The 15353-nt window shown below is 60.2% G+C and carries 13 protein-coding genes; 7 read left to right on the top strand and 6 right to left on the bottom strand.

Annotated elements, in window-relative coordinates; translation table 11 throughout:
* Positions 1-151 precede the first annotated feature (151 nt).
* Complete coding sequence (gene rpsA, locus FP2506_RS04740; RefSeq protein WP_007066263.1) at positions 152-1861, top strand: 30S ribosomal protein S1; 1710 nt, start codon at positions 152-154, stop codon at positions 1859-1861.
* A 166-nt stretch (positions 1862-2027) separates the two neighbouring features.
* Here the strand turns inward: rpsA and FP2506_RS04735 are convergent, their stop codons facing one another.
* On the bottom strand, positions 2028-2843 hold the full coding sequence (locus tag FP2506_RS04735) for a quinoprotein dehydrogenase-associated SoxYZ-like carrier (RefSeq protein WP_007066262.1): 816 nt from the start codon (positions 2841-2843) through the stop codon (positions 2028-2030).
* 208 nt (positions 2844-3051) lie between these two features.
* Between FP2506_RS04735 and sfsA the strand changes: the two genes are divergently transcribed.
* From sfsA to radC, 3 genes are read left to right on the top strand one after another with little or no spacing between them, the layout of a single operon-like run.
* Positions 3052-3774, top strand: a complete 723-nt coding sequence (sfsA, locus tag FP2506_RS04730; RefSeq protein ID WP_040489409.1) for a DNA/RNA nuclease SfsA — start codon at positions 3052-3054, stop codon at positions 3772-3774.
* 27 nt (positions 3775-3801) lie between these two features.
* On the top strand, positions 3802-4650 hold the full coding sequence (map, locus tag FP2506_RS04725; protein WP_007066260.1) for a type I methionyl aminopeptidase: 849 nt from the start codon (positions 3802-3804) through the stop codon (positions 4648-4650).
* An 18-nt stretch (positions 4651-4668) separates the two neighbouring features.
* Entirely contained in the window at positions 4669-5427 is a 759-nt protein-coding gene (gene radC / locus FP2506_RS04720; RefSeq protein ID WP_007066259.1) for a RadC family protein, read from the top strand.
* 100 nt (positions 5428-5527) lie between these two features.
* On the opposite strand, the gene FP2506_RS04715 is transcribed toward radC, so the two are convergent.
* The 5 genes from FP2506_RS04715 to FP2506_RS19485 all read right to left on the bottom strand — a co-directional run bounded on the left by FP2506_RS04715 (position 5528) and on the right by FP2506_RS19485 (position 10817).
* On the bottom strand, positions 5528-6115 hold the full coding sequence (locus FP2506_RS04715; protein WP_007066258.1) for a DUF6101 family protein: 588 nt from the start codon (positions 6113-6115) through the stop codon (positions 5528-5530).
* A gap of 162 nt (positions 6116-6277) precedes the next feature.
* Positions 6278-7699, bottom strand: a complete 1422-nt coding sequence (locus FP2506_RS04710; RefSeq protein ID WP_007066257.1) for an FAD-binding oxidoreductase — start codon at positions 7697-7699, stop codon at positions 6278-6280.
* A gap of 82 nt (positions 7700-7781) precedes the next feature.
* Complete coding sequence (locus FP2506_RS04705) at positions 7782-8762, bottom strand: L-threonylcarbamoyladenylate synthase (RefSeq protein ID WP_081448290.1); 981 nt, start codon at positions 8760-8762, stop codon at positions 7782-7784.
* Positions 8763-8861: 99 nt separating this feature from the next.
* Positions 8862-9155 (bottom strand): hypothetical protein, encoded by a 294-nt coding sequence (locus tag FP2506_RS04700; protein WP_007066255.1) that lies wholly within the window; start codon positions 9153-9155, stop codon positions 8862-8864.
* Positions 9156-9260: 105 nt separating this feature from the next.
* Positions 9261-10817, bottom strand: coding sequence for a glycoside hydrolase family 25 protein (locus tag FP2506_RS19485; protein WP_007066254.1), 1557 nt, complete (start codon positions 10815-10817; stop codon positions 9261-9263).
* A 1178-nt stretch (positions 10818-11995) separates the two neighbouring features.
* Here FP2506_RS19485 and FP2506_RS04685 point away from each other — a divergent pair.
* From FP2506_RS04685 to dnaN, 3 genes are all read left to right on the top strand, one after another.
* Positions 11996-12430 (top strand): rhodanese-like domain-containing protein, encoded by a 435-nt coding sequence (locus FP2506_RS04685; RefSeq protein ID WP_007066252.1) that lies wholly within the window; start codon positions 11996-11998, stop codon positions 12428-12430.
* 91 nt (positions 12431-12521) lie between these two features.
* Positions 12522-14036: a chromosomal replication initiator protein DnaA gene (gene dnaA, locus FP2506_RS04680; protein ID WP_007066251.1), complete on the top strand. Its 1515-nt coding sequence runs from the start codon at positions 12522-12524 to the stop codon at positions 14034-14036.
* Between the two features lie 164 nt (positions 14037-14200).
* Positions 14201-15325 carry a DNA polymerase III subunit beta gene (dnaN, locus tag FP2506_RS04675; RefSeq protein ID WP_007066250.1) on the top strand — a complete coding sequence of 375 codons (1125 nt, stop codon included), beginning with the start codon at positions 14201-14203 and terminating at the stop codon, positions 15323-15325.
* The last annotated feature ends 28 nt before the right edge of the window (positions 15326-15353 follow it).

Here is a 15353-nt window from a genome sequence, read left to right as displayed (position 1 = left end):
CAAGCTTGCTCAGACGCGTGTTCAAGCGTTTTGAGCGGGCGGAACCCGATTTTGGATCATCGAAACTCGAACGAGGCCGCATCACGCGGCAGATGGCGCATACCCTCTCCAGGGCTCGGCAAAGCGGCCGGAGAGGTTCTAAGGAGAACGAATGTCAAATCTCAATCCCTCTCGCGACGATTTCGCCTCGATGCTCGAGGCATCGTTCCACGAGCAGGACGTTGCCGAAGGAACGGTGGTCAAGGGGACCGTCGTCGCGATCGAGAAGGATATGGCCGTCGTCGACGTCGGCCTGAAGGTCGAGGGCCGAGTTGCCCTCAAGGAATTCGGCGCTAAAGGTCGAGACGGCGACCTCAGCGTGGGCGACGAAGTCGAGGTCTATGTCGAGCGCATCGAAAACGCTCTCGGCGAAGCTGTTCTGTCGCGCGATAAGGCGCGCCGCGAGGAAAGCTGGATCCGCCTCGAAGCAAAGTTCAACGAGAACGAGAAGGTCGAAGGCCAGATCTTCAACCAGGTCAAGGGTGGCTTCACGGTCGATCTCGACGGGGCCGTCGCGTTCCTCCCACGCTCGCAGGTCGACATTCGTCCGATCCGCGACGTGACGCCGCTAATGAACACGCCCCAGCCCTTCCAGATCCTCAAGATGGATAAGCGTCGCGGCAACATCGTCGTCTCGCGCCGTACCGTGCTTGAAGAGAGCCGCGCCGAACAGCGTTCGGAAATCGTGCAGAATCTCGAAGAGGGTCAGGTCGTCGACGGCATCGTCAAGAACATCACCGATTATGGTGCATTCGTGGACCTTGGCGGAATCGATGGCCTCCTGCACGTCACCGACATGGCGTGGCGCCGCGTGAACCATCCGACGGAGATCCTGCAGATCGGTCAGACCGTGAAGGTCCAGATCATCCGGATCAACCAAGAAACCCACCGCATCTCGCTCGGCATGAAGCAGCTCGAGGCCGATCCGTGGGACGGCATCGGCGTCAAGTATCCGATGGGCGTCAAGGTCACCGGCCGCGTCACGAACATCACCGACTACGGTGCGTTCGTCGAACTGGAGCCCGGCATCGAAGGCCTCATCCACGTTTCCGAGATGTCCTGGACGAAGAAGAACGTCCATCCGGGCAAGATCCTCGCCACCTCCCAGGAGGTCGAGGTCGTGGTTCTCGAAGTCGACCCGAACAAGCGCCGCATCTCGCTCGGCTTGAAGCAGACGCTTCAGAACCCGTGGGACGCTTTCGCCGAGAAATTCCCGACGGGTGCGATCGTCGAGGGCGAGGTCAAGAACAAGACCGAGTTCGGTCTCTTCATCGGCCTCGAAGGCGATGTGGACGGCATGGTCCACCTCTCCGACCTCGACTGGAACCGTCCGGGCGAGCAGGTCATCGAAGAGTTCAACAAGGGTGATCTCGTCAAGGCGCAGGTTCTCGACGTCGACGTCGAGAAGGAGCGTATCTCGCTCGGCATGAAGCAGGTCGGCGGCGATCCGTTCGTCGAGGCGGCGGAAGCCGGCGACGTGCGCCGTGGTTCGGTGGTTTCCTGCGAGGTGACGCAGGTCACCGACGGCGGGATCGAGGTCAAGATCGTGGAGACCGATCTGACCTCCTTCATCCGCCGCTCCGATCTCGCGCGCGATCGCGACGAGCAGCGGCCCGAGCGCTTCTCGGTCGGTCAGACGATTGATGCACGCGTCACCCAGTTCGACAAGAAGGCCCGCAAGGTCGGCCTGTCGATCAAAGCGCTGCAGATCGCCGAGGAAAAGGAAGCCGTCGCGCAGTACGGTTCCCAGGACTCAGGCGCCTCGCTCGGCGACATCCTTGGCGCGGCTCTCAAGAGCGGCAGCAAGAGCGACGAGGAATAAAGATCGGTATTGGTCGGGGCCTATCGGTCCCGACCTTGCAACAAAAAGCCCCGGCGAGAGATCGTCGGGGCTTTATTGCGTCTGATGGAATCGGTCCCTTTGGCAGCGCGGGGATCTTGCCGAGTGGAACGGCGCTATGTGCGGCCGATAGGACCTCGCAGGAGAGTCAGCTGCCGCCGAGACCGAAAGCTTTCTGGAAGACGGCACCTTCCGTGTCCGTCATCCGCACGCGCAGTTCGGAAACGTCCTTCTTCGGAATATCGAACCTAACCTCGGGGTTCTCGCTCAGCGAGATGCTGCCGGTCATGGTGAAGAGCTTCTCGTCGTCAGCCCAGGTCTCTAGAGTCTGGACGTAGCGTGCCAGGATGTAGTGCAAGGTCACCTGATCCATCTGCATTCCGGAATGCTGCGGATGGCTGATCGCAAGCGTCACCTCCGGATGATCGCTCGCGGCTCGTTCGAGCGCGCTCGGCACCGCCAAATCCATCTGTCCGAGAGTCGCAAGCGCTTCCTCGACGCCGGTCGTCGGCGGTGCAGCGCAGGCTCCAGTACCAGAGGTCTTGACCATCGCCTCCTGCATCAGAAGGGCGCCCGCATTCGTTTCGACAATCGCGCGAACCTTGGTGGGTCCATTGAAACGCATGGCGACTTCAACCGAAAGATCGTCCGTTTCCTCTTCGATCTCGAAATCAGCCGAGACCGGCATCGGATTCTCGTCGACGATCAGCGTCAGCCGCTTGATGTGCTCGCCCTCGGGCAGATCGATATTTGCCCGGATCGGTATGCGCAGATCGTTTTCGGACCGGTAAGGGGTTACAAGGTTGATCAGCGGACTCTGCTCGACAATCACGCGCTCGCCGTAGACCTCGGCCTTGATATCGGACCAGGCGTCCTGCGGAACGGCATCGCTCGCGGCAATCGCGGGGCTTGCCGCCAATACGGCAAGAGCCGCGACAGCCGTTTTCCATGAAGTTCGGATCATTCAGTCCTCCCAACCTGCGCGACGAACGGCTCGACGGTGCATCGTCCATCCAGCGCACGCGTGACGTATAGACAGAAACCTCGCGGTTGGCCAGAAGCGCAATGTGAGGCAGACACCCGGCTTTTGCCGGCGAACCAGCGTCATTGACGACTGGGTGCTCGAGCCATCGAAGATTGACGATCCAGCTGCGCGTCGCTACCCGACCGGCATGGTCGACTTCGCCTCACCTCTCCTGCCAGCCCGACTCCTCAGACGCTATAAGCGCTTCCTTGCCGACGTCGTGATCGAAGCGAGCGGCGAGGAGACGACGGTGCACTGCCCTAACCCCGGCGCGATGATGGGGCTGAAGGAGCCCGGCTCGCGCGTCTGGCTCTCACGCTCGGCCAACAGAGCCCGAAAGCTGCCGCTGACGCTCGAACTCGTCGAAGCGGACGGCACCCTCGTCGGCATCAATACCGGGCTTCCGAACCGACTGGCCGAGGATGCAATCGGCGCCGGTCTGGTGTCCGCGCTTACGGATATCGGTACGCTGAGACGCGAGGTGAAATACGGCATAAACTCGCGGATCGATCTTACAGGGACGCAAACGGACGGAAGGACTGTCTATATCGAGGTGAAGAACGTTCATCTCATGCGCAAAGCGAGCCTCGCCGAATTTCCCGATTGCGTAACTGCGCGCGGGGCGAAACATCTTCGCGAGCTGGCCGACCAAGTGGAGGCCGGGCACCGTTCGGTAATGCTCTACGTGGTTCAGCGAACCGATTGCGACAGGATCGCCCTGGCCGAAGATCTCGATCCCGCCTATGCGACAGCTTTCGCCGCGGCCCGGCGGAGAGGGGTTGAAGCTTATGGCGTTCGATGCGACATCACCGTGAATGGCATAGACCCGCATGTCGAGATCCCGGTTCTCGATCCACCGCAGTCCCGCTAGCTTATCGAAGAACCCGTCTGACGAGTCATGACCACTTATCTCGAAGCTGAAGCCAATCCGCAGCGCAACACGGGCGTCATTCGCCTCTACGGGCCCGATGGCTTCGAGGGTATGCGGTGTGCCTCGCGCATCACGGCAGAATGCCTCGACGCTCTCGCCGACATCGTGAAACCGGGCGTCACGACACAGGCGATCGACGACTTCGTCTGGGATTTTGGTGCCGAGCGGAACGTCGCGCCGGCGACGTTGCATTACCGCGGTTACACAAAGAGCGTCTGCACATCGATCAACCACGTTGTCTGCCACGGCATACCGAACAACAAGCCCCTCAAAGAAGGCGACATCGTCAATATCGACGTCACCTATGTGGTCGACGGCTGGCATGGCGATTCTTCGCGCATGTATCCAGTTGGTCAGGTGAAGCGAGCAAGCGAGCGTCTTTGCGAGGTGACCTATCGGGCGCTGCTGAAGGGCATCGAGGCGGTGAAGCCCGGCGGCCATATCGGCGATATCGGCGCCGCGATCCAGGAATATGCCCAATCGGAGCGCTGCTCAGTCGTGCGCGACTTTTGCGGCCACGGCGTCGGACGCCTGTTCCACGATGCGCCGAACATTCTGCACTATGGTTCGCGCGGCGAAGGCCCGGAGATGAAGCCCGGCATGATCTTCACGATCGAGCCGATGATCAACATCGGTCGCCCGCACGTGAAGATCCTTGCGGACGGCTGGACCGCCGTTACGCGCGACCGTACCCTCTCAGCCCAGTACGAGCATTCGCTCGGTGTGACCGAGGAGGGATGCGAAGTCTTCACATTTTCACCGAAGGGGCTGGATACGCCAGGAATTACGGTACCGCCCCTCGTTGAAGCAGCCTGAGGCAGGGCACCGGTGGCAGTGAGGGAAAAGCGCGCCACCTCGGAAGAAGATGCGCCGGCTTCAGAAGAGCACCCCGAGCGGAAGGCGCGGACCGAAGCGTCTGGCACGAAGCATTACGACGGACATCGAGAGCGGCTGAAAGGCCGGTTCGCGGAACAGGGGCCGGATTCGCTCGCCGATTACGAACTTCTTGAACTCGTTCTCTTTCGCTCGATTCCGCGCAAGGACGTCAAACCAATCGCGAAGGCGCTGCTCGCCCGCTTTGGTTCACTCGGCGAGGTCCTCAATGCACCGCGCCGGCTACTGACGGAAATCGAAGGTGTGAAGGATGCAGTCGCCCTCGATCTTTCGATCGTCGCCGCAGTAAACCAGCGGGCGATGCGCTCAGCAGTCAAAAAGCGCGAAGTGCTCTCCTCGTGGTCAGCTGTCATCGACTATTGCACGGCAGCCATGGCGCACGAACCGCGGGAGCAGTTCCGTATTCTCTTCCTCGACAAGAAGAACGCCCTCATCGCCGACGAAGTGCAGGGTCGGGGAACGGTGGACCACACACCGGTCTATCCTCGCGAGGTCGTGCGGCGAGCTCTCGAGTTGAACGCGACTGCGTTGATCCTGGTGCACAATCACCCTTCCGGCGATCCGACTCCCTCGCGTGCAGATATCGAGATGACACGAATGATCGAGACAACAGCGAAGCCGCTTGGAATCTCACTCCACGATCACGTCATCGTCGGAAAGAACGGACATGCCAGCCTGCGCGGCCTGAAGCTGATCTGAGCTGATCGCAACTCGCGATGTCCTTTCCAACGATCAAAGCAAACCGCGCGGCCCGATCAAATCAGGCCCGCGCGAATTTCTGACGAAGAAGAAGAGGATGTCAGCGCCGGGCGATGATCTCTTCGCCGGCAACGACCATGCGCATACCGAGGCCACCCGGCTTGCGGCGAGCGAGGAAGCGGGGGCGGCGGGTGCGGTTCGATGAACGGCGGCGCGGCGCAGGCTCGCCGGTCTTGACGGTGCCGACCGTCTCCTCGAGCGCAACGACCGAGCCGTCCGCTTCAACCATCAGCATAGGCAAACCGAAGAAGTCAGCCCAGGAGCGCCAGTCGGCGGCAACGTCGTAGAGATCTGATGCGACAAGCAGCGGAACGCAGAGCGCCGGATCGGAATGATGGTGGAGCTCGAGGGTGACCGTGACCGACCCATCCGCATGCTCCATCGCGCGGGCCGCAATGCCCTTGAAGGCCCGTGCCGACAGCGCGATCGAGACCGGAAGGCCGGCCCGCTGCAGCTTGCGGTGAATGACGGCGCCGCGCGGGCTTACCTGATAGCGAACCATCTCGCCGTCGGCGGCCAGTATCTCGATAGACTGCGAAGCAACCGGAACCGTCGGGTCGATGCGAACAGGCTCGTTCGCCCAATTCGGCTTCGGTGCATCGAGCGAATGTGCAACATTGGTAGTCATGACGCCTTTGCCTCTCCTGAGAGCCTTTTTTGGCTTCTCTTGTGGTCGGTGTGTCCCGGCCTTTTGATGAGACCAACCTAGACGCCGCCTCTTGCGCTCCTGCTAAGAAACGGGGTTAAGCAAATTTGACGGATCAAAGGGTTAGCGAGAAGAAAACTTGAATCAATTCTGAATCACCTTGCCCGGATTCATGATGTTCTTGGGGTCTAGTGCCTGCTTGATGGCAACCATCGCCCCGTATTCGGCGCCAGCCTTGGTCGCGGCAAGCTCCTGGGCCTTCATTGCTCCGATACCATGTTCGGCAGAAAAGCTGCCGTCCAGATCCCGGACGACTGCGTGAACGAGACGACTGATCTCGTCCCAACGCGCAAGGAATGCTTCCTTGTCCGCCCCTACCGGCTGCGAAATGTTGTAGTGAACATTGCCGTCGCCGAGATGGCCGAAGGCGACGATCCGCGCGTCAGGGATCGCCGAAAGGACAGCCGCGTCGGCTGTTCGCAGGAAAGTCGGGATCGCGGCGACCGGCACCGACACGTCGTGCTTGATCGAGCCACCCTCCGGTTTCTGAGCCCAGCTCATCTCCTCGCGCAAGGTCCAGAACGCGTCAGCTTGGGCTTGCGACTGTGCGATCGCCGCATCTGTAACGAGACCGGCCTCGAAGGCTTCGCTCAGCAGCGCTTCCAGTGTCTCTGACGCCTCATCCGGCGATCGTTGTGAGACGATCTCGACAAGAACGTACCACGGTTGGGGTTCTGCAAGCGGTTCCCGCGCGCCTTCTGTGTGGCGCAGCGACATTTCCACACCGATGCGCGGCAGAAATTCGAAGGCAGTCAGGTTTGCGCCGGCGTGCCGCTCGGCCAAACCAAGCAGTTTCAGCATGTCTTCGGGCGTCTTCAGACCTGCATAGGCGACTTCTCGCCCCTTCGGCTTCGGAAACAGCTTCAGGACAGCGCCTGTGATGATGCCAAGCGTGCCCTCGGCCCCGATCAGGAGATGCCGCAGATCATAACCGCGATTGTCCTTCTTCAGCCGGCGCATACCGTGCACGATCTCGCCGTTCGGCAGGACAGCCTCGATGCCGAGACAAAGATCGCGCGCGACGCCGTAGGCCAGCGCACCCGTACCACCTGCATTGGAAGAGAGATTGCCGCCAATCTGGCAAGAGCCTTTGGCACCGAGAGAAAGAGGAAAGAAAAGATCGGCCGCATCGGCTTTCTCCTGAATCGTTTGGAGGATTACGCCTGCACCGACCGTCATCGTGCGACCGACCGTATCGATCTCGTGGATAGTATTGAGACGTGAGAGATTGACGAGGATCTCGCGCCTGGAGCGCGGCTGCTGACCGCCGACAAGGCCGGTATTACCGCCTTGCGGCACTACCGGCGTCCCAGTCTCGGCTGCGAGCTTGACGATCTGGGCCACCTCGTCAACGGAACCCGGGCGGAGTACAAGCGCCGCCTTTCCGTGAAAGAGATCTCGCGGTTCGGAGAAGTAACCCTCCCCTGCTTCGTCCGGTTTCAACGCATTGGCACGGCCAACGATCGCCGAAAAGCGCGTCAGCACGTCACTATCAATTTCATCCATTGGGCAGACCTATCGCGTACCGGGATGCCGTCCAGAACGCAGGTGAACATCACGCACGGCAGGCACCTCAATTCCAAAAGTCTCAACGTGGCGCGGCTGCGCGTTTCAACCGATCGTTGATCGCCTCACCGATCCCCTCGTTCGGAATCGGGACAACGGCGATCGCGGGAACATCCGGCCGGTCGAGGCGGGCGAGAAGCCCAAAGAGGTTCGCCGCCGCTTCCTCAAGGTTTCCGGACGGACTCAGATTGACCACCCCCGACGCCGAGCTTTCGCCGCGCACCGGCTCTGGTCCAAAAGCGATCAGCCACTCGCCGGGCTCGACTGACGCCGCATCGAGGCGCACTCTTCCGAACGGGGCATAATGCGAACTCATCTGCCCGGGCGCGCTTATCTTCGTGGTCTGCAAGATCGTCTCGACCGGCAAGCCTGTGGCTTCTACGATCGCTTCACGCGGAACGCCCCCAGGGCGAAGCAGCACGATCCGATCCGACTCCGCTCGAACAATCGTCGACTCCACACCGACGCTGGTCGTGCCGCCGTCAAGGATGAGGGAAACGCGATCCCCGAGGCTTGCCGCGACATGGCCCGCCGAGGTCGGGCTGACGCGACCGGAGAGGTTGGCGCTCGGCGCTGCGAGCGGCCGGTCGAGCCTTGCGGAGAGTTCGGCCATCACGCCTACGGGCTGACGAAGGGCGATAGTGTCGAGGCCTGCCGTCGCCAGCGGATGGACGCCGCCATCGCTGCGAAGCGGCGCGACGATCGTCAGTGGGCCCGGCCAGAAAGCCTCCGTGAGCCGGTGTTCGATTTCGCCGAAATGGGCAAGCAGTGCCGCAAGTTCTCTGCCATAGACATGGCTGATCAGCGGATTGAATGATGGGCGTTCCTTGACGGCAAAGATCTTCGCCACCGCCTCGCCGTTCGTCGCGTCTGCGGCGAGGCCGTAAACAGTTTCCGTGGGGACCACGACACATTCACCCTCGCAGAGCAGTCGGCTCGCAAGCGCAATCGCCGCCGCATTATCCGCAGGCTGAATTAGCACCCTCTTAGGTTCCTCAGACATCGAATCTTCCGTGGTCCGCCTTTACGACACGAAAAAGGGCGCCTCCCATCCGGAGGCACCCTCGGTCGTCGTCAGACTGTGAGCAACGATACCACGCTATCAGTTAGCGGTCGCCGGTTCCTGCTCTTCGCTCGTGGCATCCGCAGCTGGCTCTTCGGCATCAGCTTCCGGTGCGGGCTCGACGTCGACCGTAGGCACGTCGACCGTTACTTCCTCTGATCCAACATCAACATCACCGGTCTCGACGTCCGCTTCCGGCATCTGACCGCCTTCAACGGAAACTTCCGGAAGCTCGCCTTCCTGCGTCTGATCGACATCGACGAAGAAGAACAGGAAATACGCGATCACAACGACGACAATGACTGCGATGATCGCACCGATTGCCCTACCCATACATCAAACTCCAACACTCGTTTTACGTTATGTGAGCCCAATGTCGCGGTGCGGGGGTTGTTCCGTTCTAGGCCAGAAAAATTCGGTCGGGAATGGCAGGCTCGATCAGTTGGTCAGGCTGAAGGCAGAGGCGATACGGCCGTCGGCCCGCGTAAGAACGGTGAAGGGCGCTAACGCCTTTGACGGGTCGTCGCTTTCCTCTTCCGAGGCCGAAACCATTTCGGCTGAATTCGAGGCTTTAGCGAGAGATGCCAGGGCTTTGGCAGCCTTCGACACCTTCGGCTTAGCCGTAAGAGGCAGGGGCGCGACTACAGTTTCGTCGACGACTGCGACGACCTCATCGGCGCTGTTATCCTTCTCATCGAGCAACGCCTGTTCGTCTGAGGCCGCATCGCCCGCTTCGTTCTGCGAGACCGCGTCCGTTTCGATCGCTTCTCCACTTGCCTCCTGAGGAGCTTCGGCACGCAGCGGGTTGGGCGTCGGTACAGGCATTCCGGGAGCAAGGTCACCCGAGATTTCGACGGCAGTCTGTAGGGCTTCCTTAGGCTTTGCGGCCTCCTTGATGTCCTCGACTTCGTCGAGATGGGCTTCGACTCGGCTCTCGGCGTGCTTTTCACCCTTGGTCGCGGCTTTGTTGAGAAGCTTCAACGGATCGACGCGCTTCGGTCGATCACCCATCGGCCCATAAGCGGCGACCATAGCGTCTTCTTCTCCGCCGTCAGCAGCCGGTCTGCTGAGCGCGTCCGCTACCTGCTCCTCAGTCTCCTCGTCCACCGATGCAATCAGCATGGCCGGGTCGGTTTCCGGCTTGTGTTCGGGAAGAAGATCGTTGAACGGCCAAGCCGCCTTCAAGCCCGCGATGTCGAGATGCGAGACATTGACGTCTATGTCGTTCTTCGTTCCATCGACCCGGTAGGGGCAGGAGCGGTTGTTGCAGTTGTGCATGGAGGAGAACTGCCAAAGTGCGTACCGTGGCCAGGTCTCTTCGGGAAACTTGCCGGTAATGTCACCGGTATAGCGGGCATACCAGAGCGGCAGACGGGACAGGAGCGGATAGTCCTCTCGATGCTTCGATATGTGCTTGGCCGTATTGCCATTGGTATAAAGTACCGGATAGCGACCCGTTCGAATTTTCACCTGTTCAGCGAAAATCTCAGCATCTTCCAGGCTCATGAATTCGTCGCTCAGATCCTCGATGTCGAGTGCAATGAGATCGTTTTCGCGAGGCTCAGCGAAATCGATGAAGTGGTCAGCCTGTGCGCGCGGATTGCCCGGACGGGCCAGATGATAGGCGCCCCAAAGCAGGCCCAGTGAATCGGCGATCTGGCGGCGCGTCATGTACAGTTCCTTAGTGACGGAATACTTCCACCACCGGTTCTTGCAGAGCTTCCAAACATCATCCCGCCCGGACCCGCAACGGTATTTAGGGGGCATGCCGTCCGAGGCTTTGTTGATGAAGCCGGCGATCCGCTCGTCCGACGTCATTTTCTCCCAATCGATGGGATTGAACTCGTACGCATCGATGACGAGGGCCCGGTCGCTGTCCTTCCAGGGCGCCTTCCAGTCCGCAGTGGCGGGTTGCACCGCCAAACCGATAAGGCAAAGCGAGAGAACCAATCCTCGCTTCAGGCTCGTCGCGAAAGCGGCGTGCGTCTTGATCATAGTGTATGGTTCCCCTCGATGAGGTCGATCGACCTTCGATGTATCTGCCATTCCCGGATCGGGCGTATTGTGCCGACCGAACTGTTAAGCTTCCCCAAGCACGCTGGCCGACGCCTCGCCTCCTGTGGCTTGCAATCCTCTGTGAACGCAAAATCTGTCGGGTTCCGGGCAGCAGCGATCACGAAATGTTAAAATCGCGTTTACATCAGCCGGATGGATCGGCGCTGTGCCGGAACGAGACACTATAGTGCCGAAAAGCGCGCGTGTTCCGAAGTCATTCCTTAAGGAGTGGTTAACGCGCCGAACGCCGCTGTTGAGAGCCGGACCCCGACATTGAAGAAGCGACACGCACAAAACCTCGGCGGTAGCCGACAGCAAACATTGAAGAAAAACGAAAGCGTTCCGTCTGCTTGAGGCTTCGACACGCTACGACGGTGATTTCGCTCTCGATAACTCCGCGGTTCTGCGCACCTGCAAGTGCGTTACTCGATCAGCCCGGTCGGCTTCGGCGTTCCGTTTATGTAGTGAGACACTCCCCGTGCCGAGGAGACGGCAGGCGTTGTTGCGAAGCCAGCGATGATTAAGGATGCAGCCTGCTCAAACCGTCATCGATTCGTCTTCTTAGAGGACGAAAGTTCGAAACGAATCTAGCCGGTCGGATGAACAATCTGAAAAGTTCATAATTATCAGTATCTTATAAAAGGTCACTGAACGTATATGTTTTCTTGAAGAGGCGCATATCGTGCATCCCCTGAGTCAAGCGGACACTCTCGCAGAGGGCAAAAAAAAATATCCGTAAGTCATCTATCAACAGATCATTCCTGTGGAAGCCTTGCTCCGAAAGGATTCCTGACCGCGCCTTGGAGCGATGCTTTGCCAAGAACGCCACACTGGCGAGAAGCTGACCTAGAATCTTCTCCGATTCGCCTTGCCAGCATCTGCGGTGCGCCGTAACTTCGCCGCCAAGAAGAAGGTTGGAGCAGAGCGACGTGGCCGATATGCCGACTGACCCAAGATTGAACACCGAGAACTTCTCGCAATTCAAGTTTGGGACGAGTCCAGGCCACGGGTGACCTAGTAGAGGAAGCTCCCTTCTTCTTAATTTGAAATTTCGTGCACGCGATCGGAACGCGCGCAACCTCCGCTGCCTGGCTACGGGGGAATAGGGAAAGTACGACATGCAAGGTGACTATAAAGCCGACGTGTCACCGTCGGAATGCTGGACGCGTCTCAAGGAAAGCCCAAACGCATTTCTCGTCGACGTCAGAACGCGTCCCGAATGGACTTTTGTCGGCATTCCAAGACTAGACGAAGCGGGCAAGACGCCGGTCCTCGCCGAATGGCAGAGCTACCCGACGATGTCGATCGATCCGAATTTCCCAATCTTCGTAACGGATGCAGTCGAGAAGGCCGGCGGCGACCATGACGCGGAGATCTATTTCCTTTGCCGGTCTGGCCAGCGATCGGCCTCGGCTGCCGCGACGATGACCGCTCACGGCTTTCCAAATTGCTTCAACATCGCCGGCGGGTTCGAAGGTCCGCCCGACGAAAACGGCCACCGCGGCAATCGAGCTGGTTGGAAGGCTGAAGCTCTGCCCTGGCAGCAGGGCTGACGAAGCGGCTCGAACTTTTGAGAGCGCATGAAAGAGTGGAAGCCGGCCGCAAGCAGGTCGGATATTCCATTGAATGAAAAAAGGGCGGGACATGATGATGGCGAAAACGACGGACGAGCACGCCGGCAAGGCGGAGCCGCGCGAAAACGAAATGATCATGGATCGTGTGAACGCCCGGCTCAAGGCACAGTTAGGCCCCGAGATTTTCGCCAGCTGGTTTCAGCGCATGCATCTCGATCACGCGGGCAAGGGGATCTGTCAGGTCTCGGTACCGACCGCGTTTCTACGTTCGTGGATCCGCGGCCATTACCAAGAGATGCTGACTGAGGCCTTCAAAGCGGAAGTGCCCGGCACTCTGCGCGTCGATATCGTTGTCAGAAGCGCCGTCCGCGGCGGCGGCGTCAACATCCGAAAGCATGGCCGGGATCTCGAGGCCGGCAGCCCCTCTGGGCTCGCAAAGTCAGGTCAGCCCGCGAACGTAGTCGAATTCGCCGCCCGCGACGTGGCATCGGGAGAGGCACGACCCACCAGATCCAAAACCGTGGGTGTCGCAAACGGCTGCGAGATCGGCTCACCTCTCGACCCCCGCTATGTCTTCGACACGTTTGTCGAGGGGACGGCCAATCGTGTCGCCATGGCCGCCGGTCGTGCAATCGCCGAGAACGGTCCACAATCCTTCCGTTTCAATCCGCTTTTCATTCACGCTGGCGTCGGCCTCGGCAAGACTCATCTTCTCCAAGCAATTGCCAACGCGGCCGCTGGGCGCGATGACGCGCCGCGCGTCGTATATCTGACCGCCGAATATTTCATGTGGCGATTTGCATCTGCGATTCGCGACAATAAGGCGCTCGATCTCAAGGAGACCCTGCGCGGCACCGACGTCCTCATCATCGATGACGTCCAGTTCCTTCAGGGCAAGTCAATCCAGCAGGAGTTCTGCCATCTCCTCAACGCATTGATTGATTCCGCCAAGCACGTCATTTGCGCGGCAGATCGGCCAGCGAAGGAACTTGAAAGCCTCGATCCACGCGTGCGTTCGCGCCTTTCGAACGGTATAACGCTCGAACTCGCGACACCTGACTACGCCATGCGCCGCGAGATCATCGAGATGCGGATCAGGGCGCTCGCCGCTGAAGACCCGACTTTCGTTCTATCCGAGGAAACGATCGACGCCATTGCAAGACGGGTCGACGGAACCGGTCGCGATCTGGAAGGCGCCTTCAATCAGATCGCCTTTCGTCACTCGCTCGGCCAGCCGCTGAACCCCGAGGCCATCGTCGAGATCCTCGCACAGTTTTCGCGCACGAGCGCCGAGCGGCGCGTGAGGATCGAGGACATCCTCAAATTCGTCTCGCGTCACTACAACATCTCACGCACTGACATTCTCTCCGCCCGCCGTACGCGCACGATCGTACGGCCCCGGCAGATTGCGATGTATCTCGCCAAGACGATGACGCCACGCTCGCTGCCGGAGATCGGCCGGCGCTTCGGAGGACGCGACCATACGACCGTGCTTCACGCCGTGCGCAAGATCGAAGCGGAACGCGGCAAGGACGATGCCTTTTCGGAGGAGTTGGACGTCATCCGCCGCATGATCGAGGAATAGGACGGGGCGGCGGTGGAACGCCGCCGCAACGCTTCGCTCTTCCACACCCTTCGACTGCCACGGCGCTTCCAAACCCGCCACTCTTTGTTTAAGACCGGCATTCCGATGGTTGGGCGATGCCTGCGCCCGTCCTCGCCCGCCTTGCTCGCGAACGGTCCAGTCCCATGCGTATCATCATCGAGAGATCGAATCTTCTGAAGTCTCTGGCGCACGTCCATCGGGTGGTCGAACGGCGCAATACAATTCCGATCCTGTCGAACGTGCTTTTGCGCGCGAAGGCAGAAACACTCGGCCTGAAGGCGACCGACCTCGATATCGAGATCACCGAGGAGGTGGCCGCCCAGGGGGAGCAGGAGGGCGCCACCACGGTCCCCGCCCACCTCCTTTATGACATCGTACGGAAGCTTCCGGACGGGGCCGAAGTGAAGCTGGTCCTCAACAGCGAAGGCACTCAGATGACGGTTTCGGCGGGGCGATCCAATTTTCGCCTGCAATGCCTGCCCGAAACCGATTTTCCAGACATCACTGCCGGAGAGTTGAGCCACGGTTTTACAATGGAAGCCGGCGCCCTCGCCCGGCTGATCGAGCGCACCCAATTCGCGATCTCGACGGAAGAGACACGCTACTATCTAAACGGGATCTACCTCCATACCATCGACGCCGACGGCACACTGATGCTGCGGGCCGTCGCGACTGACGGCCATCGTCTCGCCCGCGCAGAGATGACGGCGCCCAGCGGCTCTGAAGGCATGCCAGGCATCATCGTGCCGCGGAAGACGGTTGGTGAGATACAGAAGCTTCTCGCGGATTGCGAAGACGACGACGAAATCGCCGTCGATCTCTCGGAGTCCAAGATCCGCTTCAAGATCGGCCGCGTAGTCATGACCTCCAAGCTGATCGATGGGACCTTCCCGGACTATCAGCGCGTCATTCCTCAGAACAACGACAAGGAGCTGACGCTGGACCGCGCCTCCTTCTCCTCGGCAGTCGATCGCGTGTCGACTATTTCCTCCGAACGCGGTCGGGCGGTGAAGCTGACGCTCGCCGACTCGCAACTGACGCTGACGGTGAATTCGCCCGATGCGGGCACCGCAACAGAAGAGCTGGCCGTTGGCTACGAGTCGGAAGATCTCGAGATCGGTTTCAACGCCCGCTACCTCCTCGATGTGACGAGCCAGCTCTCCGGCGAGGAAGCGATGTTCGTGCTGGCCGATCCCGGCTCTCCGACGCTGATCAAGGACGGTGGTGACACGTCGACCCTCTACGTCCTAATGCCGATGCGGGTGTGAGTGCGGAAGCTTCGAAGCGGCACAGCGA

Origin of the sequence: Fulvimarina pelagi HTCC2506, assembly GCF_000153705.1 — a bacterium.
GTDB lineage: Bacteria > Pseudomonadota > Alphaproteobacteria > Rhizobiales > Rhizobiaceae > Fulvimarina > Fulvimarina pelagi.
Note: the sequence above shows the minus strand (reverse complement) of the source record. Positions and strands in the feature narration are given on the sequence as shown.

Excerpts from the sequence above, each read along its gene's own strand:
- rpsA (WP_007066263.1), top strand. The coding sequence starts at position 152 with ATGTCAAATCTCAATCCCTCTCGCGACGATTTCGCCTCGATGCTCGAG.
- FP2506_RS04735 (WP_007066262.1), bottom strand. The coding sequence starts at position 2,843 with ATGATCCGAACTTCATGGAAAACGGCTGTCGCGGCTCTTGCCGTATTG.
- sfsA (WP_040489409.1), top strand. The coding sequence starts at position 3,052 with ATGGTCGACTTCGCCTCACCTCTCCTGCCAGCCCGACTCCTCAGACGC.
- map (WP_007066260.1), top strand. The coding sequence starts at position 3,802 with ATGACCACTTATCTCGAAGCTGAAGCCAATCCGCAGCGCAACACGGGC.
- FP2506_RS04715 (WP_007066258.1), bottom strand. The coding sequence starts at position 6,115 with ATGACTACCAATGTTGCACATTCGCTCGATGCACCGAAGCCGAATTGG.
- FP2506_RS04710 (WP_007066257.1), bottom strand. The coding sequence starts at position 7,699 with ATGGATGAAATTGATAGTGACGTGCTGACGCGCTTTTCGGCGATCGTT.
- FP2506_RS04705 (WP_081448290.1), bottom strand. The coding sequence starts at position 8,762 with ATGTCTGAGGAACCTAAGAGGGTGCTAATTCAGCCTGCGGATAATGCG.
- FP2506_RS04700 (WP_007066255.1), bottom strand. The coding sequence starts at position 9,155 with ATGGGTAGGGCAATCGGTGCGATCATCGCAGTCATTGTCGTCGTTGTG.
- FP2506_RS19485 (WP_007066254.1), bottom strand. The coding sequence starts at position 10,817 with ATGATCAAGACGCACGCCGCTTTCGCGACGAGCCTGAAGCGAGGATTG.
- FP2506_RS04685 (WP_007066252.1), top strand. The coding sequence starts at position 11,996 with ATGCAAGGTGACTATAAAGCCGACGTGTCACCGTCGGAATGCTGGACG.
- dnaA (WP_007066251.1), top strand. The coding sequence starts at position 12,522 with ATGATGATGGCGAAAACGACGGACGAGCACGCCGGCAAGGCGGAGCCG.
- dnaN (WP_007066250.1), top strand. The coding sequence starts at position 14,201 with ATGCGTATCATCATCGAGAGATCGAATCTTCTGAAGTCTCTGGCGCAC.